The following is a 26207-nucleotide window of genomic DNA, read 5'->3' on the forward strand; positions in this document are numbered from 1 at the left end:
AACGACAAACCCGGCGCGGGCGCCGGGTTTCAAATGCGTACGAAAACGAAGTGTCGCTATTTCGTTCAGTTGCGGGCGATGATTTCCTTGCCTTCGATCTTCATGGCGACGCCGAGCCGGCCGGTGGTGCGGCGCACGAGGAAGCGCGGGCGGCGGTTGGCGAAGTAGGAATGGCGGCGACGCGGCTTGAGGTCGCTGGTGCGCAAGGCGCCGATATGGTCTTCGAGCGGCCGGGCGACGCCGTCGGCCTCGACCATCAGCATCGGAATGCGGAAGGCTTCCGACCAGCCGCGCCAATCGGCGGCAATATCGCTGAGATCATGGGCGACGAGCAGCGGAATGCAGAGTTCCGGATCGGCATGATGAAGCTCGAGGGTGACGGTAACCTCGCCGTCGCCATGGTCGATGGCGCGGGCGGCGACACCTAGGAAGACGCGCTTCGGCAGCGCAATCGAGAGCGGCAGGCCGCTGGAGGGGAGGACCTTGCGCAGGACCGCGCCGCGTTCGTCTATGGTGATATTGACGTCATCCGAACAATCATGGATGGCGTAGCTGACCTGCTGCGGAAAGCGGGACGGATCGAGGCGTAACGTCGTGCCAGCCCAAGCGGGCTTCATTACGGGATTGTTCATGTCATTCTACCCTTGTCTTACCTGAGAGCCGATTTCCGGTCTTCTCCTTGGGACTTTTCGTCCTCTATGGCCGACAATAGGCGGGGGCCGTTCCGTACAGCTTAAAAATTGCGGTTAAGAAAACTTTGCCTCCTCTGATGGTTATCAAAACCGAATCCGGCAGGGTTTCCGGAAGGTGAACAGGACGCTGTGCTGAAATGATGCATCCTGAGGTAAGTCTCAGGTAAGCTTTTCGTGGCAAAATTTGCTTACCAGCAGTTCGTTCTTTTAGAGATTTTGCCGAAAAGGGCGCATTTGATGATTACGGCTTCCCTCGCTTACACGATCCTGTCGAAGGATATGACGTCGAGCCTGAGCAAGGTCGCGTCGCAGGCGACGGTCAAGAAGGACGCCCAGTACTACGCCGACCATATCAATAAGGTCACATCGGTCGACGACTTCCTCGGCGATTACAAGCTCTACAGCTATGCGATGAAAGCCTATGGTCTCGAGGACATGACCTATGCCAAGGCCTTCATGAAGAAGGTGCTGGAAAGCGATCTCACCGACCCCAACAGCTACGCCAACAAGCTCTCCGATACGCGCTACCGCGAATTCGCCGCTGCCTTCAATTTCAATGCGCCCGAAAAGGACGTGCAGACGGACGCGCAGGAGGACGATCTCATCGGCCTCTACAAGCAGTCCTTCGTCGACGCCGACAAGGCGGCGACCGCCGAGAGCACTTATTACGGCAACAATATCGACAGCGTGAAGACCGTCGACGATCTGGTCAACAACACCAGGCTTCGCACCTATGTGCTGAAGACCTTCAACATCGATCCGACCTATGCGTCGAAGGATTTTCTGCGCCAGGTGCTGACGAGCGATCTCAGCGACCCCACGAGCGTCGTCAACACGCAGGGCGGCGACAAGTATAAGGCGCTGGCCGCCCAGTTCGGCTTCAACGCCGACGGCACGGTCACCGGCACGGCCCAGACCGCGGCGCAAAAGGCTTCGGTCATCGAGACCTACACGCTGAATTCCCAGTCCGTGATCATCGACAATTCGGTCGGTTCCGACGTTGTCTACGTCAACAAGACGGCGGCCGATTACAACCAGGCCTATTATACCGCCAAGATCGGCACGATCACCAATGTCGACGATTTGGTCGCCGACAAACGTCTGACCTCCTACATCAAGACGGCTTACAGCATGGGCGCCGATTTCACCGCGGCGGCGCTGCGCACGGTCCTGACCGATCCCGGCTATGCCCAGCTGATGGGCTTTACCAATGTCTACAACGCCTTCAACTTCAAATCCGACGGTTCGACCTCGAACACGGTGCGCGTGCGGACGCTCGACCAGGCGAACAAGCTGTCATCGGCGGCGTCGATCACCGCCAACTACTATAAGGTGACGTCGCAATCGAGCGGCATCACCAATGTCGACGACCTGCTCGCCGACGGAAACATGGCGCGCTACATCAAGGATGCCTATGGTCTCGGCACCGATTTCAGCAATGCCGATTTGAAGAACATCCTGACCGACTCGGCCTATGCCTCCGCGCAAGGCCATGCCGATCTCAATGCCGATTTCAACTTCCAGGCTGATGGTTCGATCAATGGTTCGGTGATCCAGACGGACACGCAGCGCAAGTCGACAACCGACAAATCGGCGGCGAACGCCGCCCACTTCAACGCCATGATCGACACTGTCACCAATGTCGACGCCATCATGTCCGATCCCATTGCGGTCAGCTATCTCAGAACCAGCATGCAGGTCGCCGACAGCGTCTCCGATGCGACGCTGAGGACCTTCCTCGTCGATCCCGCGGCGGCCAGCGCTCAGGGCTATAGCGACGTCCACGATCTCTTCAATTTCAAGACCGACGGTTCGGTCGCCACCCTCTACGCTTCGCAGACGGCCGCGCAGAGCGCGAGCACTGCCAGCAAGGCCGACAGCGCGGCAGTCTATTATCAGTCGACCATCGCGGGAATCTCGAACGTCGATCAGCTGCTGGCGGACCAGAAGCTGAATAATTTCGTGCGCAACGCCTTCGGCATCCCGTCGACCGTCACCGATGTCGCTCTTCGCAGCATTCTGACCGATCAGAGCGGCACCGGCACCTATGCCGACGTCGCCGCCGCCTTCAATTTCAAGGCTGATGGCTCTCTCAAGGACGGACTGGCGGCGCAGACGGACACCCAGATCCGCAACACGAAATTTTCCGCCGGAGCGCGCACCGACGATTATTCCGCCCGGATGGCGACGATCGCCAATGTCGACGAGCTCATCGCCGATCCCGCCATCACCAATTTCCTGAAGAGCACCTACAATCTGCCGTTGGACATCTCGGATGCCGACCTGAAGAGCTTCCTGACCGATGCGACGGCCGCCTCAGCCGCCGGTCATTCCGATCTCAACGCCGATTTCAACTTCGCCGCCGACGGATCGCTGCCGGTCGTCAGCTCGGTCCAGACGGCCGACCAAGCGCAGACCACCAATGACAACTATATGGCGCGTTATGACGACGAGCGCGACGAGGCGATCGACGAGGTCGTGTCCAACTACTCGAGCATGATGGCCGAAAGCACCAGCCTGCTCGACACTGCCGAGATCAAATCGGTCAACGATTTCCTGCGCAGCAATGCCACGGCCGATTTCAAGAAGAGCAACGACAAACTGCCGGATCCCTATCATGTGGCGCTGCAGGCCTTCGGCCTGACAGACCAGGACGTGCCGCGCTCGATGATGCGCAAGATCCTGACGAGCGATGCCTATGATCCGGACGGCTATATCGCCTCGCTGAAGGACGAGCGCATCACCAATCTCGCCCGCGCCTTCAATTTCGGCCCCGACGGCAAGGCGGCATCACCCTTCCAGGCGCTGCCCGACGCGACCATGGCCAAATATGCCACCGACTACAAGGCGCATATGACCATGCTGCTGAAGGCCGGCCCGGTAAAGGACAAGGCATCGAAGGACGCAACAACCGAGGTCGATTACTTCGCCAAGGGCATGGCCAAGGTGAAGTCGCTCGACGATTTCCTCGACGACAGCCGCCTGACGGATCTGGTGCTGAAAGCCAACAATCTCGACCCGAAGAATTACGACAAGGCGACGCTGAAGAAGATCTTCACCTCCGATCCCGACGACAAGAAGAGCTATCTCAACACCAAGGCCGATGGCCGCTTCAAGGATATCGTCGCCGCCTTCAACTTCGACAAGGACGGCAATCTGACCCGCGCCAAGATGGGCGCCATCCAGAACAAGGCCGCCGAGGAAAACACCCAGGAACTCTATGTCCAGCAGACGCTGGAAGCCCAGCAGGGCGAAAGCAACGACGGTGTGCGCCTGGCGCTTTATTTCAGCCGCAAGGCCCCGAGCATCACCTCGATCTATTCGATCCTCGGCGACAAGGCGCTCTATCAGGTGATCACCACCGCCTACAGCCTGCCCTCGCAGATCTCCGGCATGGACGTCGCCAAGCAGGCCGACCTGATCAACCGCTTCGTCAAGCTCGAGGATCTCCAGGACCCGAAAAAGGTCGACAAGCTGCTGCGCCGCTTCACCGCCATGTACGACGTCCAGAACAGCGCCCAGCAATCGCCAGCGCTGCAAATCCTCACCGGCGGCGGTACGCGCTAGTCATAATTGCTCCTCACGCTTCAAGCCCCTCACCCTAACCCTCTCCCCGTTTTTGACGGGGAGAGGGGACGTGCCCTGCACGAGGTTGCGTGGGAACAGAGAGGTCGCGGCACATCCCCTTCGCCCCGCAAGCGGGGAGAAGGTGCCGGCAGGCGGATGAGGGGCTATTCTCCCCCTGGCGGCGCCCTCAAACGTCGACGCTGACGACTTTCCCGGGGTTCATAATATTCGCCGGATCGAAGGCGCGCTTGATGCGGCGCATCAATTCGATTTCGATCGCCGGCCGGATTGCCGCCAGCTCGTCGCGCTTCAGCTGGCCGATGCCGTGCTCGGCCGAGATCGAGCCGCCATGCGCCAGCACCAAGCCATGGACGATGTGGTTCATTTCGCGCCAGCGGCCGATGAAGGCGGCCTTGTCGGCGCCGATCGGCTGGGAAATATTATAATGGATATTGCCGTCGCCCATATGGCCGAAAGCGCAGATGCGGGCTCCGGGCATTGCCGCCATCACCGCTTCTTCCGCCTCGGCCATGAAATGCGGGATCCTCGATACCGGCACGGAAACATCGTGCTTGATCGACCCGCCTTCGGGCTTCTGGGCATCCGACATGCTCTCGCGCATGTGCCAGATCGCCTTCTGCTGTGCCACCGATGAGGCGATCGCCGCATCGAGCACCAGCCCGGCCTCAAAACCCTGTTCGAGCACGCCGTTCATCATCCGCTCTGCCGTCTCGGCCGAATCCGACGTCGAAATGTCGATCAGCACATACCAGGGATAGGCCGCTTCCAACGGATCGCGCACGCCGTCGATGTGGCGTGTGGTGATCTCGACGCCGAAACGCGGCATCAGCTCGAAACCGGTGAGCGAGGCGCCGCAGAGGCTGGAGGCAAGATTGAAGAGACCGAGCGCATCCGCCACCGAATTCAGGCCGGCGAACGCCACCTGATGGCCGAGCGGCTGCGGGAAAAGCTTCAGAACCGCGCCGGTGATGATGCCGAGCGTGCCTTCGGCGCCGATGAAAAGGTCGCGCAGATCATAGCCGGTATTGTCCTTCTTCAGGCGGCGCAAGCCGTCCCATATCTCGCCGGTCGGCAGCACCACCTCGAGGCCGAGGCAGAGCTGGCGCATATTGCCGTAGGCCAGCACCGCCGTACCGCCGGCATTGGTGGACAGGTTGCCGCCGATGCGGCAGGAACCCTCTGAGCCGAGCGACAGCGGAAACAGCCGCCCATGCGCTTCGGCCGCCTTCTGCACCTCGGCCAGAATGGCGCCGCCATCGGCCACCAGCACGTTCGCCACCGGATCGACATCGCGGATCCTGTTCATGCGCTCGAGCGACAGGATGATATCGGACTTGCCGGCGCGCGGCGTCTGGCCGCCGACCAAGCCGGTATTGCCGGTCTGCGGCACGATCGCCGTTCCAGTCTCCGTCGCAAGCTTCATGATCTCGGAGACTTGCTCGACCGAACCGGGCTTCAAAAGGAGAGGGGAGGAGCCGTGATAGAGTCCGCGGTTTTCGATCAGGTGCGGCGCAAGATCGGCCTCGGCGCGAAGCGCGTATTTGTCGCCGACGATGGCTGCGAAGCGGTCGAGAAGTTCGGTGGAAATGCCGGTGCTGCTCATCGGGGTCGATCCTCGGTCGATTTGATCAGTGTCAGTTGCGCGGAGCCGCTGCCCGCTGCAGGCGGTCGTTGATCGCTTCGCCGAGCCCCTCCTCGGGAATGGCCGAGAAGGCGATGCTCGAAACCCCGCTGGCATCGGCCCGCTTCATATAGTCGAAAAGATTGGCTGCCGCCTCGGCGAGGTCGCCGCGCGGGCTGAGATCAAGCACGATCCGGGCGCCGTTTGCGCCGGAGACCGCCGCACCGCCGAAGGCGATCAGCGCTTCGCCGGGTTCGACCGTCTTCGCATTGAGGCGCACCGAAGCGCCCGGCGCGTAGTGTGAGGCGAGCATGCCGGGTGCTTCGATTGCTGCGGATGCTGTCTTCGCTCTCAGCAGCGGCCGGCCGGCGACACGCTCGATTTCGCGCGCCGCCAAGCCACCGGGGCGCAGCAGCCTCACCCGGTCGCCCTCCACCTTGACGATTGTCGATTCGACGCCGACGGTGCTTGGGCCCGCATCGAGGATCAACGGGAGTTTCGCGCCGAGATCGGCCTCGACATGGGCCGCACTCGTTGCGCTGATCGCGCCCGAGGTATTGGCGCTCGGGGCTGCGAGCGGCCGCCCGAAGGCGCCGATCAGGGCGCCGGCAAAACCTTTCGGCACGCGCACGCCGACGCTGTCGAGCCCGGCGGTCGCCAGCGAATGGATCGGGCTTTGAGGTTTCAGCGGCAGCACCAGCGTCAGCGGGCCGGGCCAGAAGGCTGCGGCGAGCGCCCGCGAGACAGGATCGAATTCGGCATGCTCTTCAGCCATGGCAAGGTCGGCCATATGGCAGATCAGCGGGTTGAAGCGCGGCCGTCCCTTGGTCTCGTAGATGCGGGTGATCGCCGCCGGATTGGTGGCGTCGGCGGCAAGGCCGTAGACGGTTTCGGTCGGGATGGCGATGGCAAAGCCGTCGGCAAGCGCGGTGCAGGCGGCTTCAAGCGCTGCCTGCCTGTCTTCCTCTATGTCGATGATGCGTGCCATGTGCTGCCTGGTGCTAATGCATGCCGCCCGGAAGTGTGCGGCGGTTCCGGGATAACGGCATGCATAAAAACAAAGAGCTAAAGCGCGTCGCATAAACCACGTTGGATGCGTCGCGCTTTGGTTCCGGCAGTCATTAGGCTTTCCCCCGCCCGCGATCAATCGCGTTTATAGCTGGCGGATGATTTCGCGCAGCTGTTCGTTGCGGGCGCCGAGCAGCAGGATGTTGCGGATTGCCGCCTGCGGATCATGGGTGCGGAACAGCAGCCCATTGCCGCGCACCGACCGGTCGATGGTCATCTTTTCCAGGGAGTTCTCGCCCGGCTTGATGGCGACGGCGAAATACATGCGGGAATAGCCGATATCGATCCGTTCGAAGAAGTTGTCGTTCTCGCCGATGTCGGAATAGAAATTGGCGATGTAGAAGGCCCAGCTCACCTCTTCGTAATGGGCGAACTTCGTCCGCGCGGCGGTGACGTGGCAGTAGCCGAGATGCGGGCTGTCCTCCAGCGTCCGGTGGAAGATCATCTTCGGAAACTGGATCGAGTGGTGAAAGCCGTTGATGTGCTGATGCGTCTTCTCGCCGGCCACCTGCAGCTTGCGGCCGGTTTTGGCGGCGACCTCGTCATGGGTGAAATAGCGCTTTTCCTCGGCCAGCCAGTGCTGCCGCTCGCGGGGGATGCGGCCGGTGCGCAGGAATTCGGAATGCGCGGCGATCGGTTGCCGCTCTTGCAATCTGCTTGCATCTTTCGCGTCGAAATAACGGAGTCTGGCCATGGTTCGCGTTCTTCGGTCGGTCTGAATCACAAGCAGGATAGGGCGGTATGCTTAAGGCGATGTTAAAAATCACTCCGCAGCCGGCCGGCCAAAAGGCAAATCCCGGCAGATGTCGCAAACGCGACGGACACCCGTATCGGCCGGCTCGCGACTTTGCGCATCGGGTCTTTACGCCATGTCGCAAATGACGATAATCGTCTGCAGAGTCGGGCGATGCGATCGGCCTGGACGGGCCGCTTGCATCCTGTCGTCAATTTCGAAGCCGATGTCGCATTACAACCGAGCGGCAGCCGGCCCAGATGATTAAATGGGCTCAGGTGATTACATGGCCGCCATGAACAATTCTCCCGAAGGAGAAGGAAGCGGGCGCGCTTCCGCCGGCCTTCAGGGTAAGGGCGGCAACCGGGTGCACGAGGACATGAAGATGGATATTCGCAGCAACGTTTTGCGTCAGCTCAAGAGCCGCCGGGAGGGCTTCAGCCTCGAACGGCCGTTCTATATCGACGAGGATTATTTCCAGCTCGATATGGAGATGATCTATTATCGCGACTGGCTGTTCATCGGCCATGATTGCGAGCTGCCGAAGGCGGGCGCCTATTTCACCGTCCAGATCGGCAGCTATCCGGTCGTCGTCGTCCGCGGCAAAGACAATGTCATCCGCGCCTTCCACAATAGCTGTCGTCATCGCGGCTCGCGGGTCTGCACCAAGGAGCACGGCTCCTCCGTGCGCCTCGTCTGCCCCTATCACCAGTGGACCTACGATCTTGAAGGCAAGCTCGCCTTCGCCCGCCACATGGGTGATGATTTCGACAAGACCGGCTTCAACCTGAAACCCGTCCATTGCGAAGTCGTCGCAGGTTATGTCTTCATCTGCCTTGCCGACACGGCTCCCAATTTCCAGCCGGTGCGCGACAAGATCGAGCCCTATGTCGCGCCGCACCGGATCAGCGAGAGCAAGGTCGCCTTCCAGAGCACGATCATCGAGAAGGGCAACTGGAAGCTCGTCTGGGAAAACAACCGCGAGTGCTATCACTGCGCCGCCAATCACCCCGAACTCTGCCGCACCTATCCCGAAGCCCCGAGTGTCACCGGCACGGACGGCGGCGCCGACGATCCGGAGATCGCCGGCCATTGGGCGCGCTGCGAGGCTGCCGGCCTGCCGAGCAAGTTCCAGATTTCGCCGGACGGTCAGTTCCGCACGGCACGCATGCCGCTGATCGAAGATGCCGAGAGCTACACCATGTCGGGCAAGCGCGCCGTCCAGCGTCAGCTCTCCGACGATATCTCGATCAACCGTATCGGCACCATGCTGCTCTTCCACTATCCGACGACGTGGAACCATCTGCTCGGCGATCACGCCATCTCCTTCCGGGTGCTGCCGCTCAGCGCCAACGAGACGGCGGTGACGACCAAGTGGCTGGTCCACAAGGACGCCGTCGAAGGCGTGGATTACAATCTCGAGGAACTGACCCACGTCTGGACCGAGACCAACGACCAGGATCGCCGCATCGTCGAGGAAAATGCCTTCGGCATTCACTCGCCGGCCTATGAACCCGGCCCCTATTCTTCCCTGCACGAGGGCGGCGTCATGCAGTTCCTCGAATGGTATTCCAACTTCATGGTCAACCGCCTGCAGGGCGACCAGGCCAAAATCTCCGCCGTGGCCTAACCACACGTCGGAAGACGGGCATTAAGCGCGGTTCCTCCCGGTTAATGCCCGGTTCAGATCGATTTCTTTAAAAAGACGAGAGCAGCCGGCCCCGGCCGCTTTCGGAACCATTCGGGCACGAAGGCGTTGCTGTGCAGGCGGTTTGCCGCTGTTGAATGGGAGAGAAGAATGTTTAGTTTGAGTAACAAGATCGCGACCGCAGCTCTGGCTGCCGCCGTCGTTCTGACAAGCTTCGTGCCGTCGCAGGCAATCCAGATGCCGACCGTCCCGCAGGTGGAAAAATCCTCCACCGTCGAAAACGTCCAATACCGCCGTTACTATCGCGGCGATTATTACCGGCCGGGCTATCGCCCTGGCGCCTATTATCGGCCCGGCTACGGCGGCGGCTACCGCCCCGGCTATTACGGCGGCTATCGCGGATATAGCTATTACCGCCCGGGTTACCGTCACTACAACGGCTACTGGTACCCGCTCGCCGCCTTTGGCGCCGGCGCGGTCATCGGCGGCGCCATTGTCGCCCAGCCGCGTTACGTCGCCCCCGGCCCCCGTATGGGTTCAAGCCACGTCGCCTGGTGCGCCAACCGCTACCGGTCCTATCGCGCGTATGACAACACGTTCCAGCCCTATAACGGCCCGCGCCAGCAGTGCTATTCGCCGTATTGAGGCTGTACGGCACGACGCTGCCCTCACACTAACCCTCTCCCCGTAAAAACGGGAGAGGTGTCGCGCCAGCCATTTCATCGTCGGCTGCAAAACTCAGTGAACGACGGTGATAACCGAAATGCCGGCTTCGTTGGCGGCACGGATAAGCGCTGCTCGCGCGTCCTGAGCCGGAATCTCCCCGTGTATTGCATCCCGGCAAGCCATAATCGCCACGAGGTATTCTTCTCCATCGTCGATCGGCCAGCCAACTGTCAGCATCTCCGCAGCCTGACCAAGGGTTGCAACAAGCTTGTATTTTTCCGGCCCACTCACAACGAGCATTAGAGGGGCAAACTCTCCGGATGTGCACCATTTCATGACATTAGCTCTCCCCACGGTAAATATATTAGTAACCGTGCAAGAACCGTTCCGGGTGAGCTGGCGGCATGAACCAGCTGATCACCCGAGCGTCGCCGAGGCTAAACATCAGATGGACAACCCGTCGCGATATTGAAAGGCAACACGTTCCCGCCCTATAACGCGCAGCGCCAGTGCTATTCGCCGTCTTGATGAAGGCATTGTTTGCCCCTCACCCTAACCCTCTCCCCGTAAACGGGGCGAGGGGACTTGCCCGCGAGAGGCCAGCAGGGACCCGAGAGGTCGCGGCATATCCCCTTCGCCCGCAAGCGGGGGTCCGAAGGACGGGTCGAGACCGGTGGCTCGACCCCGGTCGGTGCCGGCAGGCGGATGAGGGGCCGGTTCGCTACGGTTTAAAGAATATCCACGCGCCGCAGCAGCCACCAGGCAAAGGCAATCGAGGCGACGATCAGGGCGACGGCGTATTCCGTGCCGTAGTCGCCGACGGCGAAGGGCAGGTTGGCGGTGTTCATGCCGAAGAAACCCGTTACCAGGGTCGGCGGCAGCAGGAAGGCCGTCATGATCGACAGCAGATAGAGATGGCGGTTGGTTTCGGAGGATTGTTTCGAATCGATTTCTTCGTGCAGCAGCCGCGCCCTATCCTGCAGCGCATAAATGTCGTGGTCGACCGTTTCCAGCCGGCTCGTCAGCCGCCGCGCCACATCGTCGAAGCCGAAGGGCATCTCGTCGTCGTCGGCAGCTGCCGCCCGGCGCATCAGCGCCAGCACCGTGCGCAGATGCCGATGCAGCCGGACCACGGTGCGCCGCACCGGTGCCAAGCGCCGGCGTTCGTCGCGGGGCGCATTGTCGTAGACGAAATCCTCGATCAGGTTCAGCTCGTCGGTGAGCTCGATGACGATCGCGATCAGCGTGCGCTGAAACTCGATCACCAGCAGTTCGAAGAGATCGACCGGCCGTGAAAACTTGCCCGGATTCTTCTCGATCAGCGCCCGCGCCCGCTCGACGCTGCGCAGCGGCTGCAGTCTCGTGGTGATGATGAAGCGGTCGGACATGGCGAAATGCAGCCAGCCGAGATTGTTGGTATCCTGGGCGAAATCGCGCTGGCAGTCGACGAGCGTGCCGTAGAGCATCTGCTCGTCGACGGTGATGGTCGCATGCGTGTCACGCGTCGTCAGTGCCGATTTCGCGTCCTCCGTCAGCCCGTCGAGGGTTTCGAGCAAGGCCGGCACGCGGGCGTCGACAAGGTTGAGGTGCAGCCAATAGAAACAATTGTCGGCAGTCAGTTCCGCCACCGTCGCACTGTTGTTGAGCCGCACCGCGGTCTTTTCATCCGGCGAGAAGCGATAGGCCCAGACGAAACCGGGTATGTTGACGGGCAATGTATCCATTGGTCGCCGATCCTTTGCGAAGGCGATGTCATTCCTTAGAGAGTCTTCATGACGTCCATTTGTGCAAGGGTGCAAGTGCCAAGCGCCGTGTCGGGCGAATTATCGCATGGCGGCAGGGGAAATCGAAATTGACGTTTACGTAAAAATCAATTAGCCCTTTGCCTCGGAGGGGCTTTGCCCAAGTGCAGGAAGTGCAGACGCGCGAGGCCGGTCCCACGGAGGAAATGAGCATGTACAAGGCGCCCGTCGAGGAAATCGCGTTCACATTGAAGCATGTAGCCGGCATGGGCGAGGCGGTTTCACAAGGGCTTCTCGGCGATCTCAGTGACGATCTGATCGACGCCATCCTCTCCGAGGCGGGACGTTTTGCCACAGAGGAAGTCGCGCCGCTCGCCGAAATCGGCGATCGTCAGGGTGCCCGTCTGCAGGGTGGCGAGGTCAGGCTGCCGGATGGCTGGCGCGATCTCTATCGCAACTGGATCGCCGGCGGCTGGAACGGCCTGACGGCGCCCGAAGCTTTCGGCGGCCAGGCCCTGCCGCATATGCTGAATGTCGCGGCGCTGGAAATGTGGAATTCCGGTTCCATGGCCTTTGCGCTCGCCCCGACGCTGACGATGGGCGCGATCGAGGCGGTCAGCACCCATGGCAGCGCCGCGCTGAAAGACAAATATCTGGCAAGGATGGTGTCCGGTGAATGGACCGGTACCATGAACCTGACCGAACCGCATGCCGGCTCCGATCTCGGCGTGCTCAAGGCTCGCGCCGAGCGCCGCGCCGACGGCAGCTACCGCATATCCGGGCAGAAGATCTTCATCACCTGGGGCGAGCATGACGCCGCCGACAACATCATCCATCTTGTGCTCGCCCGCCTGCCGGATGCGCCGGCCGGCACCCGCGGCATTTCGCTGTTCCTGGTGCCGAAATTCCTGGTGCACGACGACGGCTCGCTTGGCGCCCGCAACGATCTGTTCTGCCATTCGCTGGAGCACAAGCTCGGCATTCATGGTTCGCCGACCTGCACGATGATCTATGGCGACGGCCGGTTCGGCGACGAAAAGGGCGCTGTGGGATGGCTGGTCGGCGAGGAGAACAAGGGGCTGGCCTGCATGTTCACGATGATGAACAATGCCCGCCTGGCCGTCGGCATGCAGGGCGTGGCGATCGCCGAAGCCGCCACCCAGAAGGCTGTCGCCTATGCCAAGGAACGCACCCAGGGCAAGGCGCCCGGCTGGAGCGGTGCCGGCATGAGCCCGATCGTCGAACATCCCGATGTCGCTCGCATGCTTCTCACCATGAAGGCGCTGACCCAAGGGTCGCGCGCCATCTCCTATGCCTGCGCCCACGCGATCGACATGTCTCACCGGGCCGGCGACAGCCGCCACTGGCAGGAGCGCGCCGCCCTGCTGACGCCGATCGCCAAATCCTTTTCGACCGATGCCGGCGTCGACGTCGCCTCGCTCGGCATTCAGGTGCATGGCGGCATGGGCTTCATCGAGGAGACCGGTGCGGCCCGGTACCTGCGTGATGCCCGCATCGCGCCGATCTACGAGGGCACCAACGGCATCCAGGCGATCGACCTCGTCACTCGCAAGCTGCCGCTCTCCGGCGGCGACCAGGTGCGAGGCTTCATTGCCGAGTTGAAGCAGATCGCCGATAACGTCCGCCGCTCCAATCTCGATGGTTTCGGCGAGACCGCCGTCAGGCTCGACGCAGCGATTTCAGATCTCGAAGAGGCGACCGCCTGGCTGCTGCAGATGCTCGCCGACAACAGAGCCGCCGAGGCGCTTTCCGGTGCGACACCCTATCAGCGCCTGTTCGGCCTGGTGCTCACCGGTTGCTATCTCGCCAAGGGTGCTCTCGCCGATAGCGGCGATGGCAGGGGCGAGGGCCGCATCGCGCTTTGCCGCTTCGCCGCCGAAAACCTGCTCGCCGAGACCGCGGCCCTTCGCGACTGCTTGGTCAATGGTGCGGCAAGCCTTGCCGCCGCCCGTATCCTGCTTGCCTGAGGACATCCAATGACCGATCACATCATCGTCGAGCAGCCTTCCGCCTATCCGGGTGTCCAGATCATCCGCTTCAATCGACCGGAAAAGAAGAACGCCATCACCCGCGCCATGTATGGCGCGATGACCGAGGCGCTGAATGCGGCCAATGCCGATCCCGCCATCCGCGCCACCGCCTTGCTCGGCACCGAAGGCTGCTTTTCCGCTGGCAACGACATGAATGATTTTCTCGCCGCCGCGATGGGCGGCGGCTTTATTCAGGAGATCCTCGATTTCCTCTATGCGCTGGTGAAGGCTGAAAAGCCGGTGGTCTCGGGCGTCGACGGCCTGGCGATCGGCATCGGCACGACGATCCACCTCCATTGCGACCTGACGATCGCCTCGAGCCGCAGCCAGTTCCGCACCCCCTTCGTCGATCTGGCGCTGGTGCCGGAGGCGGGCTCCAGCCTGGTCGCGCCGCGCCTGATGGGCCACCAGCGCGCCTTCGCCCTGCTGGCGGCGGGAGAGGCCTTCTCGGCCGCCGAGGCCAAGGACGCCGGTCTCATCTGGAAGGTGGTCGAACCCGGCGAGGTCGATGTCGTAACGCTGGCGACCGCCGCCCGGCTTGCCGCCAAACCGCCGGAGGCGCTGCGCATCGCCCGCGATCTCATCCGCGGCGACAGGGACGAAATCATCGCCCGCATCGACGAAGAGGCCCGCCATTTCTCCGCCCGTCTGAAAAGCGCCGAGGCCCGGGCGGCTTTCGAGGCGTTCATGCGGCGTTAGAGCGGTTCAGCTTTTCGCGGAAGCGCGGAACCGCTCTAAGCTTTTGTTTTTACGCAATTCCGGACGGAAAACCGCTTCGCACTTTTCCTGGAATTGCTCTAAACCGGGTCGGACGCGACGTGCCCTAGCTGTCGACATTCATCGAAGCCATATCATTGCGGTGACGCCCTTCGTTCTCGGAGCGCATGAAAATAAGTGTGGGGGAACAGACCCAAACCTGAAAAAGGACAGTTGCGAAGTTCGCGTTCGCGTCGAGGGACAACGTGCCTTCAATGATGATGACCTGATCTTACAGGCGGCTCTCGACGGGGGGCTGGCGTTCGTATGGAAGGCTCCGTTGCTCAAGCTGCTTCTGACGGCCGGCTGATCGGCGTTGGTGTCCGCCTTTTGCCAGCTATCACGCCTATTATTGGTACCAGCCTTCAGCCGCGTCACGTTCGCACTAGAGACACTCCGGTACGGAAGTTGGGCGGTTTTAGACTTTGCGTCAGACCCTTCCTGGATCCAAATGAGCAACGTCGCCGGTTCGGCTCATTTTTGCTCGGCTACCTGTGGAACCTTGCGAAACAGGGTCATGTGATCACGCGACTTCCAATTCGGAACTGAGCGTCAATTCTGGCTGAACTGTGCCTTTCTGTTTCATTATCTGCCGCCATCTCCCGGGAGCAAGGCCTTCTCTTCGTTTAAATACGCGGCTCAACGACAGGTCGTTGTCATAGCCAACCAGGTTGGCGATGCGAAGCAGGCTCTCGTCCGTCGCCGTCAGCAGCAGCTTGACTCGATAAACACGCCATCCCGTGAGGTAATCCAGCGGCGCTTCGCCGACCACCGACTTGAAGAGTGCCGCAAAGCTTGAACGCGAAAGTCCGGCCTGCTGCGCCATATCTTCGACCGTCCAGCGGCGGGCTAGGTCAGAGTGGACCGCGTGGATCGTGCGCGCCAATCGCCGATCTCCCAAGCCCGCCAGCCAGCAGCCTGTCTTACCGGTATTGTTGTTACACAGCGCACGTAGCGCCTGCACGAAAAGCGTGTTGACCAGGCGATCAACCACAAACCCCGAACCATGCTCCCCAGCCTTGGTTTCCATGCCGATGAGATCGAGGGTCGCCCTGATCAGGGCGGCATGTGTTTCGTTTAGTGGGAAGTGAACCAGAGCGGGTATCGAGCGGAACAGAGGTTCGGCCGCGACCGCATCAAACGAAAGGCGAGCGGAAGCGATCTCGGTTTGCAAGCCGCTTCCGCCATGGGCAACGGCGCCGTCCGTTTCCGATGCTACCAGTGTTTCACATGCGATCACGCTCTGATCGGGCAGGTCCGACAGATCGAAGGTGACGTGCGGCTGGACGATCATGCAAGTGCCGGTCTCCAGTCGGACCGGATCGGCAATCCCCTCCCATCGCAGCCAACAGTTGCTCCCGGATATGACTACCAGTCGAGCATGCTCGCCGGTGTGGAACCGGATGCCCCACGGCGCACCCAGATCAAGACGGGCGTAAAGCGATGTCTCGACCTTCATCTGGTGAATGATCTCATCGAACGGGTTCATGACAGCTCCGGATTGGACGATCGGATATAAATAGCGGACTGCGCGGCATTATTCATCCGATCAGCCAATGCTAGATGGGCGCCATAGTCAAGCATGGAGCTGAAGATGAAAGTTTACCGCCACACGCAGCTGGGCGACATGGGCACTCTGAAGGTCCGTGAGGAAGCTCTTCCCGAGGTTGGTGCCGGTCAGTTGTTGGTTCGCGTCAAAGCCAGTTCGCTGAACTTCCGCGACATCATTATTGCCCAAGGTCACTATCCCTTCGGCATCGTGGAGAACCACGTACCCTTGTCCGATGGCGCAGGCATTATCGAAGCTGTCGGCCACGGGGTCCGGCGGTTTGCCGTTGGCGATCGCGTCTTGAGCAGCTTCTTTACGAGCTGGTTCGGCGGACGCATCCCCGCGTATCGCGAGCAATACCAGAAGGAGCAGGATGGCTGGCTCACGGAATACATTCTAATAAGCGCGGAGGCCTTGACGTCCATTCCTGATCATCTGACCTTCGAGGAGGCATCAACGTTGCCATGCGCGGCACTGACGGCGTGGTCGGCGGTATCGGGTGTGGTTCCTGGCGATACGGTTCTGACGCTCGGAACTGGTGGTGTTTCGATCTTCGCAATCCAGTTCGCAAAGGCATTGGGCGCACGTGTCATCGCCACGACGTCGTCCAGCGACAAGTTCGAGAAGCTGACGGCGCTCGGTGCGGATGCGCTCATTAACTACCGCGAGACCCCGGAGTGGCATCGGGCGGTGCGTGATCTGACGGGTGGCCTGGGTGCCGACCGTATCGTCGAGGTCGGCGGACCGGCAACCATCGCCCAGTCCGTCCGCTCTATCCGCGAAGGTGGCCAGGTCTCCATCGTCGGCGCGCTCGGCATGGAAGGCGAAGCGATCGATATCATGAAACTGTTCTTCAGCCAGGCGACCTACAAGGTCATCAGCGTCGGCAATCGCAGCGATCTGGAGGAAATGAACCGCGCCGTTGCGGCCCATCAGATCCGCCCGGTGATTGACAGCGCCTTTGCGTTCGAGGACGCACTTTCGGCCTACGAGCGCCTCGCGAGCCGAAATGTCTTCGGAAAGGTCGTCATTCGCAACTGACCGGGCCTTTGAACTCTCAAGGAGATTGAATATGACCGCTTATGCGATTTTCATTCGAGAACGCAGCCGCGATGCCGCTGAACTGCAGACATATGCGGAGTTGGTAACGCCACTGCTAGGAAAATCGGGAGCGACCGTGCTTGCGGCCTACGGCCCTCTCGATGCTCTGGAGGGGGCTGCTCCTGAAGGGGTGGTCATGGCCAGCTTTCCCACAATGGAGGCGGCACGTGCCTTCTATGACAGTCCCGAATACCAGGCTGCCGTAAGACACCGGTTTCTCGGCGCGGACTATCGGTCGTTCATCATCGACGGGTCGACTAGCTAGACTGCCGGCACGTCGAAGACCTCGCCGGCCCTCAGCGGCCGGAACCGTTCCGGGGGAATGTCATGCTCGCGCATCGCGTCTTGCAATGCTCGTGCCGGTGCGTCGACCGCCTCGTCTGTCAGTTGGAACGTCGCGAAGTGGTGCCCCGCCACATAGGCCGCATTTGCCAGCGTCATCCCGATCACCGCCTCCCGCGGATTCTGGTGCTGGCCTTTCATGAACCATCGCGGCTCATATGCGCCGAAGGGTAAAAGCGCCAGGCGAAAGCCGCCGTGCTTCTGCTGTGCCGCTTTGTAATGGATGCCGTAGTGAAAGCCGGTATCTCCAACGTGATAAATCTTTCCGGCCGGAGTCGACAAGACGAACGACGCCCAGAGTGCCATCCGGCGATCGGCCGTGCCGCGAGCGGACCAATGATGCGCGGGCTCCGCATCAATGCTGATTCCGGCATGCGAGATGCGTTCGCCCCAATCCATCGTTATCGTCTCTAGATCGGGCACGGCGCGGCGGATGATCGTGTCATTGCCGAGTGGCGTCACGATGCGCGGCCGATGTTTCGCCTGCAACCGGTTGAGGGTCGCGATATCGAGATGATCATAGTGATTGTGCGAGATCAGCACGAGATCGATTGGCGGCAGATCATCGAAGGCGATGCCCGGTTGGACGACGCGCTTGGGCCCGGCAAAAGTAAAGGGGCTGACGCGCTCCGACCATACCGGGTCGGTCAGGATATTGAGCCCGGCGACCTGGACGAGCATTGTTGCATGGCCAACCATGGTCACCCGCAGATCTGCACCGTCAACACGTGCATCGGGTTTGGCCGCCGCATACGGACTTGGGACCGATTTCGGCCAACGCTCACGGCCGCCGCCGAATTGCCATCGCAGCAAATCGCGGAAACCAAGGGGCTCGATACCTTCGGGATTGAAGAAATGCGTGCCGTCGAAGTGATCGGACACCGGGCCGTCATAATAAGGATTGCGTCTTCTGGTCTTGCACATTCGCAATCGGGTTCCTCCGCCTGGTGGTTTTAGGCCGGTCCCTCGGCACTGACGGCGGGTAAGGCGGCGGACGGCCCGCCTATTTCTCCAGCGTCGCCACCACCTCGACATGCGAGGTCCAGAGGAACTGGTCGATCGGCGTCACCCCGGTGATCCGGTAGCCGCCCTCGACGAGGATCGCCAGATCGCGCGCCAGCGTCAGCGGATTGCAGCTGACGGCCGCGATCTTCTTCACGCTTGAGCGGGCAAGCTCCTTGCACTGGAACTCGGCGCCGGCGCGCGGCGGGTCGAAGACGACCGCGTCATAGGGCTTGAACTCCTGCGTCATCAGCGGACGGCGGAAGAGATCGCGTTTTTCGACGCTGACCGGCTTCAGTCCGGGCGTGTTGCGGGCGGCGTGGTCGAGGGCTGCGAGCGCCTTTGCCTCGGCTTCGACCGCATGCACGCGGCCGATCCGCGCCAGCTGCAGCGAAAACGTGCCGGCGCCGGCAAAGAGATCGGCAATGCGCTTGGCCTTGCCGGCATGGGCCAGCACCAGCTCTGCCATTGCCTCTTCCGCCGGCTTGGTCGCCTGGGTAAAGCCGCCGGGCGGCGGCGAAACCTGGACGCCGCCGAAGTCGACCAGCGGTTTCGACGGCTCGATGAGGATTTCGCCGTTCAGCGAAACACGGGCGATGCCGCGCAGGCCAAGCACGGTTTCGACCGCCTTGCGCCGCTGCGGGTCGGACAGTTTCTTCACCTCGTCGACCGCTATGTCGAGGCCGGACAGCGTTTCGAGCACGGAGACGCGGAAGGGTTCGGCATTGGTCGCCAGTGCCGCGGCAATCGCCCGGATCGCCGGCAGCCGGGCAACGATGCCCGCAGACGAGATCGGACATTCCTCGATCGCGACGATGTGGTGGCTTTCGGCCTGGTTGAAGCCGATTAGCATGTCCTTCTCGGTCTTGCGCGCCGCAAACACCACGCGCCGGCGTTCACCCGGACGGGCCGGCACGATCTCGCCGACGTCGGGCGTCAGCCCCTTGGATCGCAGCGCATCGATGACCAGCTGGCGCTTGAAGGCGCGGTAGGGCAGATCTGCCATATGCTGCAGCGTGCAGCCGCCGCAGGTGCCGTTGAGACCGTCCGGGCCGAAATGCCGGCAGGGCGGCTCCTGCCGGTCGGGCGAGGGCGTGGTGATCGACATGATCGTGCCCTGGCTTTTGACGCGGGCGATCGCCACGGTTTCGCCGGGCAGAGAAAACGGCACATAAACCGGTCCGCCGGCGCTGCCGGCAATGCCGTCGCCCTGGGCGCCGAGCTTATCGATGGTGAAGGTTTCGGTGCTCACGGTTTCAATCCTGCCAGAAGGAATTCCTGATTGCCGTCGCCGCCGGAAATCGGGGAAGGGATGAGGCCGAGGCTGTTCCAGCCCATGTCCTCGGTGAACCAGCGCGCGAGCCCCGCCGCGACGGCGGGCGCCGAGGAGGGGTCTTTCAACAGCCCGCCCTTGCCGATCGCTTCGCGCCCCGCCTCGAACTGCGGCTTGACCAACAGCACGGCGACGGCGCCCGGCTCCGCGATCTCAAGAGCCGGCGCCAGCGCCAGCTTCAGCGAGATGAAGGAGACGTCGGAGACGATGAAGGTGGCGGGCTCGCCGATATCGTCGGCCGTCAGATTGCGGGCGTTGAGGCCTTCCCGGTTGGTCACGCGAGGATCGCCGGATATGCGCGGATGCATCTGCCCATGGCCGACATCGATCGCCGTGACATGCGCAGCACCGCGCTGCAGCAGCACCTCGGTGAACCCGCCGGTGGAGGCGCCGATATCGAGACAGTGATGACCGGCGGGATCGAGCCGGAAATGGTCGAGCGCTGCTGCAAGCTTCAGAGCGGCGCGCGAGACATAGTCCTGCGCCGGGTCGTCGATCTCGATATCGGCGTCGTCGCCGAAGACTGCGCCGGCTTTGGTCACCACCTGGCCGGCGATCCGGACGGTGCCGCGTTGCACGGCGTCGCGGGCCCGCGAGCGGCTGGCGAAAAGGCCGCGGGAGACGAGAAGTTGGTCGAGGCGTTGGCTGTTTTGTTCGGACATCGGCTGTGAATGACCGGCAAAGCCGCCGGTTGCAAGCGTTTTGTTCCAGACAGCATCATTGACCCTCGAAAGCTTTCGGCGATAATCCTGCCGCGGCGATGACGGGGCGGGCCGCAGACATGGGGGTGTTTTATGCTGAAGCTCTTCACTCTTCTTGTCGCGGCAGGGATCGCATCGCCGGCGCTGGCGAACGACACCATGGCCGAGGTCAAGACCGGTGGGCTGATCTTTGCCCAATCCGATGATGTCAGCATGGTCGAAGAGGATCTCTTCATCTCCGCTTCGCAAGTGCGGGTGGATTATGTCTTTGAGAATAGCTCGGACAAGGATGTCGAAAGCCTGGTCGCCTTTCCGATGCCCGACATATCGGGTCAGGTGGACAACAATTCCGCCATATCGGATTATGACAGCGACAATTTCCTGCATTTTTCCACCGTGCAGGATGGCAGGCCGATCACCGCCAAACTGCAGCAGCGGGTCGTTTCGCTCGGCATCGACGTGACCGACGAGTTGGCCAAATACGCCATCCCGGTCCTGCCCTACAGCCAGAAGACGACAGAAGCGCTTGCCAAGCTTCCCGAGCCCGTCCGAAAAGACTGGATCGCCCGCGGCCTGATCTATGCGATGACAGATGCCGATCTTGTGCCGCTCTGGACGTTGCGCTCGACCTATTGGTGGCGCACCACCTTTCCGGCGAAGAAGAAGGTGAACGTCGAACACCGCTACCAGCCGGCCGTCGGCGGCACCGTCGCCATCAGCTTTCTCGAAAACGGCCAGGCGAAGGGTGAGCGCTTCGAGGAATATTCCCGCAAATACTGCCTGGATTCAGACTTCGTCAGGGTGGCGCAGCAGCGTGCGGGGGAGGCCGAAGCCGGCGGCGCCAACTCTACCGAAAGCTGGATCTCCTATGTGCTGTCGACCGGCGCCAACTGGGCGGGACCGATCAAGCGCTTCCAGCTGACAATCGACAAGGGTAAGCCCGGCAGTCTCATCAGCTTCTGCGGCAGCAATGTCGAGAAGATCGGCCCGACCACCTTTCGGATGACGGCCGAGGATTTCGATCCCGCCAAGGATTTCGACATCCTGATCCTCAATCCCCCGGAAGCGGAACCGAAGCCTTAATTTAAGCAGCTTTAATCATGGTCTGGGCCGCTGCTGCGGCGCACAATTTAAACAAATCTAAAGCTCGCCCGCATAGCTTCGCCCCGATTGCAGCGGTTCGTCCGGACCGCTCGGCGCCATGACGGCGCAAGCGTTTCAACGCCGATCATGTTCTCAGTTTCAAACATCCCTGCGGTTGCGCCTCACGCGCGATCCGCCTTCGCCGCGTCGACTGTCGTCAGGAGTTCACCGATGTCCGCCAAAAACATATCCTTGAACGGAAAGCTTGCGGCCACGTTCGCAGCCCTCATTCTTATTTTCGTCGCCGTTTCCGCCTTCGTCTATTCCAAGGCGACGGCGTCGGCGGCCGCTTCTGCCGAGCAGGAAAAGTCCGAGCTGCTCGTCAACCAGATTGACGATGCGCTGCAGGCAATGCTCGAGCAGGCCGTCAATTTGCGCGGCTTCATCCTTTTCCGCAGCGACAGCACCTATGGCGATGTCTTCGCCAATCGCGAGCGCATGCTGAAGGCGATTGCCGCCGCCAAGCAGACGGCCGCCGGCGAGCCGCAACTGGTCGAGATGATCGACGGCATGCAGAAGGCCGCCGACCTCTATTTCCATGAACTGGCCGAGCCGCAGACCAAGGCGCGCAAAGAAACCGACATGCCGATCGAGGAGGTCGTCAAGATCGGCGTCAACGCCACCAAGGGCCAGCTCGACGGCTTCCGCCAGGCCTCGGCCAAGATCAAGGCCAGCGCCCGCGAAAAGTCGGAAGCGCTCGCTGAAATCCGCGCCGATGCCAACAGCGACCTGAAGACGACGCTGCTGGCCGGCGGTATCCTCGCCTCGCTTGCCGCCGCCGTCCTCGCCTGGCTGATGTCGCGCACTATCGTCCGCCCGATCGTCGGCATGACGGGAGCCATGGATCGCCTCGCCGGCGGTCAGAACGATATCGAGGTCCCGGCGACTGACCGTGGTGACGAAGTCGGCCGCATGGCTCAATCGGTGCTGGTCTTCAAGCAGGCGGCGATCGAGAAGCTCCGCCTTGCCGGCGAAACCGACCGCATGCGTGACGACGCCGAGCGTCAGCGCCGTGCGGGCGACGAGCAGAAGGCCCGCGAGGAAGGCGAAATCCGCTTTGCCGTCGACGCGCTTGCCGGCGGCCTTGCCGAGCTTGCCAATGGCGATATGGCCGGTCGTATCCAGACGCCGTTCGCGCCGCAATATGACAGCCTGCGCAATGACTTCAACCATGCTGTCGAAAAGCTGCAGGCAGCCCTGCAGTCGGTCGGCCGCAACGCTTCGGCGATCAATGCCGGCGCCGGCGAAATCCGCTCCGCTGCCGACGATCTTGCCCACCGCACCGAGCAGCAGGCTGCCGCCGTCGAACAGACCGCCGCAGCGCTCGAAGAGGTAACGACGACCGTCCGCGACAGCGCCAAGCGCGCCGAGGATGCCGGCAATCTCGTCGAGCGCACCCGCCTCGGCGCCGAAAAATCCGGCGAAGTCGTCCGCAAGGCGGTCGCCGCCATGCAGCAGATCGAAAAGTCTTCGGGCGAGATCTCCAACATCATCGGCGTCATCGACGACATCGCCTTCCAGACCAACCTTCTGGCTCTGAACGCCGGCGTCGAAGCTGCCCGCGCCGGCGATGCCGGCAAGGGCTTTGCCGTCGTTGCCCAGGAAGTGCGCGAGCTCGCCCAGCGTTCGGCCAAGGCGGCCAAGGAGATCAAGGCGCTGATCACCACGTCGGGCGAACAGGTCGTTGCCGGCGTCTCCCTCGTCGGCGAGACCGGCAAGGCGCTTGAGGCCATCGTCGCCGAGGTGCAGGAGATCAACCACCACGTCAACGCGATCGTCACCGCCACCCGTGAACAGTCGATCGGCCTGCAGGAGATCAACACCGCCGTCAACAACATGGACCAGGGCACCCAGCAGAATGCCGCCATGGTCGAGGAGCAGACCGCGGCAAGCCATGCGCTCGCCCAGGAGGCAAACGCGCTGGACGAATTGCTGCACCAGTTCAAGCTCGGCCAGACGAGGCCGGATGCCGCAGCACCGCGCGCCGCCGTCGCCAACGCCCGCCCGGTCGCTTCTCCCGCCCGCGCGCTCGCCAGCAAGGTCACCAAGGCCTTCGGCGGAAGGCAGGCAAGTGCCGCGGTTGCGGTTCAGGAGGATTGGACGGAGTTCTGAGGGCGCAGCTTTCGGAAGGGATGTTAAATGCGGAGGGCGGCGCAGCGGTGCCGCCCTTTTTCATGATGTTATGATCGTTGTCCCGGCGGCCCCCTCATCCGCCCGACGGGCACCTTCTCCCCGAGGGGAGAAGAGGGAATCGAGACGTTGCCGCAAGTCCCTTCTCCCCAGCGGGGGTCCGAAGGACGGGTTGAGACCCGTGGCTCAACCTCGCGGGTGACCCGAAGGGTCGGATGAGGGGGCCACACGACACGCCCTCAATAATCTTTACACCGCCACCCCAACTGCAACCCCACGCCCCAGCGCCCGGAACACCGTCGACACGATCCCGGCGCGATCAAGCCCGGCATGGGCGTTCATCGCTTCGGGCTTGGCCTGTTCCATCCAGATGTCGGGCATCACCAGCGAGCGGATCTTCAGCCCGTTGTCGAGCAGGCCTTCGCTTGAGAGATATTGCATCACCTGGCTGCCGAAGCCGCCGACCGAACCTTCCTCGACGGTAATTACCATTTCGTGGTGGCGGGCGAGCTGGCGGATCAGATCGTGATCGAGCGGTTTGGCGAAACGCGCATCGGCAACCGTCGTCGACAGCCCGGCGGCGTCGAGGTCCTCGGCGGCCAGCAGACAATCGGCAAGCCGTGTGCCGAAGGAGAGCAGCGCTACCTTGGTGCCTTCCTTGACGATGCGGCCCCTGCCGATCTGCAGGATTTCGCCGCGCACCGGCATGTCGACGCCGACACCCTCGCCACGGGGATAGCGGAACGAGATCGGCCCGCCATCATAGGCGACGGCGGTGCGCACCATGTGCTTGAGTTCAGCCTCGTCGGCCGCCGCCATCACCACGAAGCCGGGCAGGGTGGTGAGGAAGGCGGTGTCGAAGGAGCCGGCATGCGTCGGGCCGTCGGCGCCGACGAAGCCGGCGCGGTCGATCGGAAAACGCACCGGCAGTCCCTGGATCGCCACATCATGCACGACCTGATCGTAGGCGCGCTGCAGGAAGGTGGAATAGAGGGCTGCGAACGGCTTGTAGCCTTCCGCGGCCAAGCCGGCGGCGAAGGTCACGGCATGCTGCTCGGCGATGCCGACATCGAAACAGCGTGACGGAAAGGCCTCGGCGAGCTTGTCGAGGCCGGTACCATTGGGCATGGCGGCGGTGATGCCGACGATCTTGTCGTCGAGGGTGGCTTCCTGCACCAGCGCTTCGGCAAAGACGCTGGTATAGCTCGGCGCATTCGGCTTCACCCGCGCCTGGGCGCCGGTGATAACGTCGAACTTGTTGACGCCGTGATATTTGTCGGCTGCGGCTTCGGCCGGCGGATAGCCCTTGCCCTTCTGGGTGACGACATGGATCAGCACCGGTCCGCGGCCATTGTCGCGCACATTGCGCAGCACCGGCAGCAGATGGTCGAAGGAATGCCCGTCGATCGGCCCGATATGATAGAAGCCCATTTCCTCGAACATGGTCCCGCCGGTGACGTAGCCGCGTGCATGTTCGACGGCGCGGGTGATCGCCCGGTCGATATTCTTGCCGAGATAGGCCGTCAGTTTCTTGCCGAAGTCACGGAAGCCCATATAGGTGCGACCTGAAGCGAGGCGGGCGAGATAGGCGCTCATTGCGCCTGTCGGCGGGGCGATCGACATGTCGTTGTCGTTGAGGATGACGATGAGGCGCGCATCGAGCGCACCCGCATTGTTCAGCGCCTCATAGGCCATGCCGGCCGACATCGCCCCGTCGCCGATCACGGCGATGACGCGCCGGTCGTTCTTGTCGAGATCGGCGGCAATCGCCATGCCGAGGCCGGCCGAGATCGAGGTCGAGGAATGCGCCGCGCCGAAGGGATCGTATTCGCTTTCGGCCCGGCGGGTGAAGCCGGAAAGCCCGTCTTCCTGGCGCAGCGTCCGGATGCGATCACGCCGGCCGGTGAGGATCTTGTGCGGATAACATTGATGGCCGACATCGAAGATCAGCCGATCATCGGGCGTGTCGAAGACGCTGTGGATGGCGATCGTCAGCTCGACGACGCCGAGACCGGCGCCGAGATGACCGCCGGTGCGCGACACCGCATCGATCATTTCGTCCCGAACCTCGCGGGCCAGCTGCGGCAGGTCGCGATCCTCGAGCTTGCGCAGGTCGGCGGGGTAAATGACCTGGTCGAGCAGGGGGGTCTTCGGCAGTTGTGTCACGGGCGGGCGCTCTTTCTTGCTTTTCCTTGTTTCGCTTTATTCGATTAGATCGGGGCAAAACAAGTGCATTTCAGGAACCGAAGGTTTTCACCTTAGAGCATGGCGGAAAAAAGTGTGAGCGCTTTCGGACGATATCACTTTCTATTTCTGTGAGTTGCACTCGCCCGGTTTGCCC

The 26207-nt window shown here is 62.1% G+C and carries 20 protein-coding genes and 1 pseudogene; 9 read left to right on the forward strand and 12 right to left on the reverse strand.

Annotation, left to right across the window (positions count from 1 at the left end; translation table 11 throughout):
* Positions 1-65: 65 nt before the first annotated feature.
* Positions 66-632 (reverse strand): DUF6101 family protein, encoded by a 567-nt coding sequence (locus RLEG4DRAFT_RS37410; RefSeq protein ID WP_003584626.1) that lies wholly within the window; start codon positions 630-632, stop codon positions 66-68.
* 297 nt (positions 633-929) lie between these two features.
* On the opposite strand from RLEG4DRAFT_RS37410, the gene RLEG4DRAFT_RS37415 reads away from it, so the two are divergent.
* Positions 930-4259: a DUF1217 domain-containing protein gene (locus RLEG4DRAFT_RS37415; RefSeq protein ID WP_003584627.1), complete on the forward strand. Its 3330-nt coding sequence runs from the start codon at positions 930-932 to the stop codon at positions 4257-4259.
* 187 nt (positions 4260-4446) lie between these two features.
* Here RLEG4DRAFT_RS37415 and RLEG4DRAFT_RS37420 read toward each other — a convergent pair whose 3' ends face one another.
* From RLEG4DRAFT_RS37420 to RLEG4DRAFT_RS37430, 3 genes are all read right to left on the reverse strand, one after another.
* Positions 4447-5883, reverse strand: coding sequence for an FAD-binding oxidoreductase (locus RLEG4DRAFT_RS37420; protein ID WP_003584630.1), 1437 nt, complete (start codon positions 5881-5883; stop codon positions 4447-4449).
* Between the two features lie 31 nt (positions 5884-5914).
* On the reverse strand, positions 5915-6889 hold the full coding sequence (locus tag RLEG4DRAFT_RS37425; protein ID WP_003584632.1) for an L-threonylcarbamoyladenylate synthase: 975 nt from the start codon (positions 6887-6889) through the stop codon (positions 5915-5917).
* 165 nt (positions 6890-7054) lie between these two features.
* Positions 7055-7663, reverse strand: a complete 609-nt coding sequence (locus RLEG4DRAFT_RS37430) for a DUF6656 family protein (RefSeq protein ID WP_003584634.1) — start codon at positions 7661-7663, stop codon at positions 7055-7057.
* A gap of 424 nt (positions 7664-8087) precedes the next feature.
* Here RLEG4DRAFT_RS37430 and RLEG4DRAFT_RS37435 point away from each other — a divergent pair, with 424 nt between their 5' ends.
* Both RLEG4DRAFT_RS37435 and RLEG4DRAFT_RS37440 read left to right on the forward strand, forming a co-directional pair.
* The gene (locus tag RLEG4DRAFT_RS37435) at positions 8088-9332 is read left to right on the forward strand and encodes an aromatic ring-hydroxylating oxygenase subunit alpha (RefSeq protein WP_037095070.1); all 1245 of its coding nucleotides are present in this window, start codon (positions 8088-8090) and stop codon (positions 9330-9332) included.
* A gap of 168 nt (positions 9333-9500) precedes the next feature.
* A complete protein-coding gene (locus tag RLEG4DRAFT_RS37440; protein WP_003584637.1) occupies positions 9501-9995 on the forward strand; it encodes a BA14K family protein in 495 nt (164 codons plus the stop codon).
* 93 nt (positions 9996-10088) lie between these two features.
* On the opposite strand, the gene RLEG4DRAFT_RS37445 is transcribed toward RLEG4DRAFT_RS37440, so the two are convergent.
* Together RLEG4DRAFT_RS37445 and RLEG4DRAFT_RS37450 are read right to left on the reverse strand one after the other, a co-directional pair.
* Positions 10089-10352, reverse strand: coding sequence for a DUF982 domain-containing protein (locus RLEG4DRAFT_RS37445; protein WP_003584638.1), 264 nt, complete (start codon positions 10350-10352; stop codon positions 10089-10091).
* A gap of 392 nt (positions 10353-10744) precedes the next feature.
* A complete protein-coding gene (locus RLEG4DRAFT_RS37450; protein WP_003584639.1) occupies positions 10745-11740 on the reverse strand; it encodes a transporter in 996 nt (331 codons plus the stop codon).
* 230 nt (positions 11741-11970) lie between these two features.
* On the opposite strand from RLEG4DRAFT_RS37450, the gene RLEG4DRAFT_RS37455 reads away from it, so the two are divergent.
* Entirely contained in the window at positions 11971-13746 is a 1776-nt protein-coding gene (locus RLEG4DRAFT_RS37455) for an acyl-CoA dehydrogenase (RefSeq protein WP_037094602.1), read from the forward strand.
* A gap of 9 nt (positions 13747-13755) precedes the next feature.
* Positions 13756-14508, forward strand: coding sequence for a crotonase/enoyl-CoA hydratase family protein (locus tag RLEG4DRAFT_RS37460; protein WP_003584641.1), 753 nt, complete (start codon positions 13756-13758; stop codon positions 14506-14508).
* 580 nt (positions 14509-15088) lie between these two features.
* On the opposite strand, the gene RLEG4DRAFT_RS37470 is transcribed toward RLEG4DRAFT_RS37460, so the two are convergent.
* Positions 15089-16054 carry an AraC family transcriptional regulator gene (locus RLEG4DRAFT_RS37470; protein WP_003584642.1) on the reverse strand — a complete coding sequence of 322 codons (966 nt, stop codon included), beginning with the start codon at positions 16052-16054 and terminating at the stop codon, positions 15089-15091.
* 105 nt (positions 16055-16159) lie between these two features.
* Between RLEG4DRAFT_RS37470 and RLEG4DRAFT_RS37475 the strand changes: the two genes are divergently transcribed.
* Positions 16160-17155, forward strand: coding sequence for a zinc-dependent alcohol dehydrogenase family protein (locus RLEG4DRAFT_RS37475; protein WP_003584643.1), 996 nt, complete (start codon positions 16160-16162; stop codon positions 17153-17155).
* Positions 17156-17186: 31 nt separating this feature from the next.
* Positions 17187-17480 (forward strand): DUF1330 domain-containing protein, encoded by a 294-nt coding sequence (locus RLEG4DRAFT_RS37480; RefSeq protein WP_003584644.1) that lies wholly within the window; start codon positions 17187-17189, stop codon positions 17478-17480.
* Here RLEG4DRAFT_RS37480 and RLEG4DRAFT_RS37485 read toward each other — a convergent pair.
* The 3 genes from RLEG4DRAFT_RS37485 to RLEG4DRAFT_RS37495 all read right to left on the reverse strand — a co-directional run bounded on the left by RLEG4DRAFT_RS37485 (position 17477) and on the right by RLEG4DRAFT_RS37495 (position 20554).
* On the reverse strand, positions 17477-18481 hold the full coding sequence (locus tag RLEG4DRAFT_RS37485; RefSeq protein ID WP_003584645.1) for an MBL fold metallo-hydrolase: 1005 nt from the start codon (positions 18479-18481) through the stop codon (positions 17477-17479). The genes RLEG4DRAFT_RS37480 and RLEG4DRAFT_RS37485 overlap by 4 nt on opposite strands.
* 79 nt (positions 18482-18560) lie before the next feature.
* Entirely contained in the window at positions 18561-19811 is a 1251-nt protein-coding gene (locus RLEG4DRAFT_RS37490) for a class I SAM-dependent RNA methyltransferase (protein WP_003584646.1), read from the reverse strand.
* Complete coding sequence (locus RLEG4DRAFT_RS37495; RefSeq protein WP_003584647.1) at positions 19808-20554, reverse strand: TlyA family RNA methyltransferase; 747 nt, start codon at positions 20552-20554, stop codon at positions 19808-19810. Before RLEG4DRAFT_RS37495 ends, RLEG4DRAFT_RS37490 begins: the two co-directional genes overlap by 4 nt.
* Positions 20555-20686: 132 nt before the next feature.
* Between RLEG4DRAFT_RS37495 and RLEG4DRAFT_RS37500 the strand changes: the two genes are divergently transcribed.
* Positions 20687-21676 (forward strand): DUF4424 domain-containing protein, encoded by a 990-nt coding sequence (locus RLEG4DRAFT_RS37500; protein ID WP_003584648.1) that lies wholly within the window; start codon positions 20687-20689, stop codon positions 21674-21676.
* Between the two features lie 231 nt (positions 21677-21907).
* Positions 21908-23848: a methyl-accepting chemotaxis protein gene (locus RLEG4DRAFT_RS37505; RefSeq protein WP_003584649.1), complete on the forward strand. Its 1941-nt coding sequence runs from the start codon at positions 21908-21910 to the stop codon at positions 23846-23848.
* Positions 23849-23917: 69 nt separating this feature from the next.
* Here RLEG4DRAFT_RS37505 and RLEG4DRAFT_RS64535 read toward each other — a convergent pair.
* A pseudogene (locus tag RLEG4DRAFT_RS64535) lies at positions 23918-24109 on the reverse strand (hypothetical protein); the annotation flags it as partial.
* A gap of 6 nt (positions 24110-24115) precedes the next feature.
* On the reverse strand, positions 24116-26032 hold the full coding sequence (gene dxs / locus RLEG4DRAFT_RS37510) for a 1-deoxy-D-xylulose-5-phosphate synthase (protein WP_003584650.1): 1917 nt from the start codon (positions 26030-26032) through the stop codon (positions 24116-24118).
* Between the last annotated feature and the right edge of the window lie 175 nt (positions 26033-26207).

This window comes from Rhizobium leguminosarum bv. trifolii WSM2297 (assembly GCF_000271845.1).